The sequence below is a fragment of the Anaerobacillus sp. 1_MG-2023 genome, from assembly GCF_030547345.1.
In the GTDB taxonomy this organism is placed as follows: Bacteria; Bacillota; Bacilli; order Bacillales; family Guptibacillaceae; genus Guptibacillus; species Guptibacillus hwajinpoensis_B.
Genome location: NZ_JAUORD010000037.1, coordinates 1 through 1,372 on the forward strand (window position 1 = coordinate 1; position 1,372 = coordinate 1,372).

At 54.2% G+C, this 1,372-nt stretch carries 1 rRNA gene; it reads right to left on the bottom strand.

The annotated features are described in order from the left end of the window. Positions 1-1,372 (bottom strand): 23S ribosomal RNA (locus Q4550_RS23140); the annotation flags it as partial.

The following is a 1,372-nucleotide window of genomic DNA, read 5'->3' on the forward strand; positions in this document are numbered from 1 at the left end:
GGTTAAGCCCTCGATCGATTAGTATTCGTCAGCTCCACGTGTTGCCACGCTTCCACCCCGAACCTATCTACCTCATCATCTCTAAGGGATCTTACCAGCTTGATGCTGTGGGAAATCTCATCTCGAGGGGGGCTTCATGCTTAGATGCTTTCAGCACTTATCCCTTCCACACGTAGCTACCCAGCTATGCTCCTGGCGGAACAACTGGTACACCAGCGGTGTGTCCATCCCGGTCCTCTCGTACTAAGGACAGCTCCTCTCAAATTTCCTGCGCCCGCGACGGATAGGGACCGAACTGTCTCACGACGTTCTGAACCCAGCTCGCGTACCGCTTTAATGGGCGAACAGCCCAACCCTTGGGACCTACTTCAGCCCCAGGATGCGATGAGCCGACATCGAGGTGCCAAACCTCCCCGTCGATGTGGACTCTTGGGGGAGATAAGCCTGTTATCCCCAGGGTAGCTTTTATCCGTTGAGCGATGGCCCTTCCATGCGGAACCACCGGATCACTAAGCCCGACTTTCGTCCCTGCTCGACTTGTAGGTCTCGCAGTCAAGCTCCCTTGTGCCTTTACACTCTGCGAATGATTTCCAACCATTCTGAGGGAACCTTTGGGCGCCTCCGTTACACTTTAGGAGGCGACCGCCCCAGTCAAACTGCCCACCTGACACTGTCTCCGCACCGGATCACGGTGCTGGGTTAGAATGTCAGTACAGCCAGGGTAGTATCCCACCGACGCCTCCATCGAACCTGGCGGTCCGACTTCTATGGCTCCTACCTATCCTGTACAAGCTGTACCAAAATCCAATATCAGGCTACAGTAAAGCTCCATGGGGTCTTTCCGTCCTGTCGCGGGTAACCTGCATCTTCACAGGTACTATAATTTCACCGGGTCTCTCGTTGAGACAGTATCCAAGTCGTTGCACCTTTCGTGCGGGTCGGAACTTACCCGACAAGGAATTTCGCTACCTTAGGACCGTTATAGTTACGGCCGCCGTTTACTGGGGCTTCGATTCAGAGCTTCTCCCGTAAGGGATAACCCCTCCTCTTAACCTTCCAGCACCGGGCAGGTGTCAGCCCCTATACTTCGCCTTACGGCTTTGCAGAGACCTGTGTTTTTGCTAAACAGTCGCTTGGATCTTTTCACTGCGGCTCCCCTGGGCTATAAACCCGAGGAAGCACCCCTTCTCCCGAAGTTACGGGGTCATTTTGCCGAGTTCCTTAACGAGAGTTCTCCCGATCGTCTTAGGATTCTCTCCTCGCCTACCTGTGTCGGTTTGCGGTACGGGCACCTTTTTCCTCACTAGAGGCTTTTCTTGGCAGCGTAGAATCAAGGACTTCGGTACTAAATTTCCCTCGCCATCACGACTCA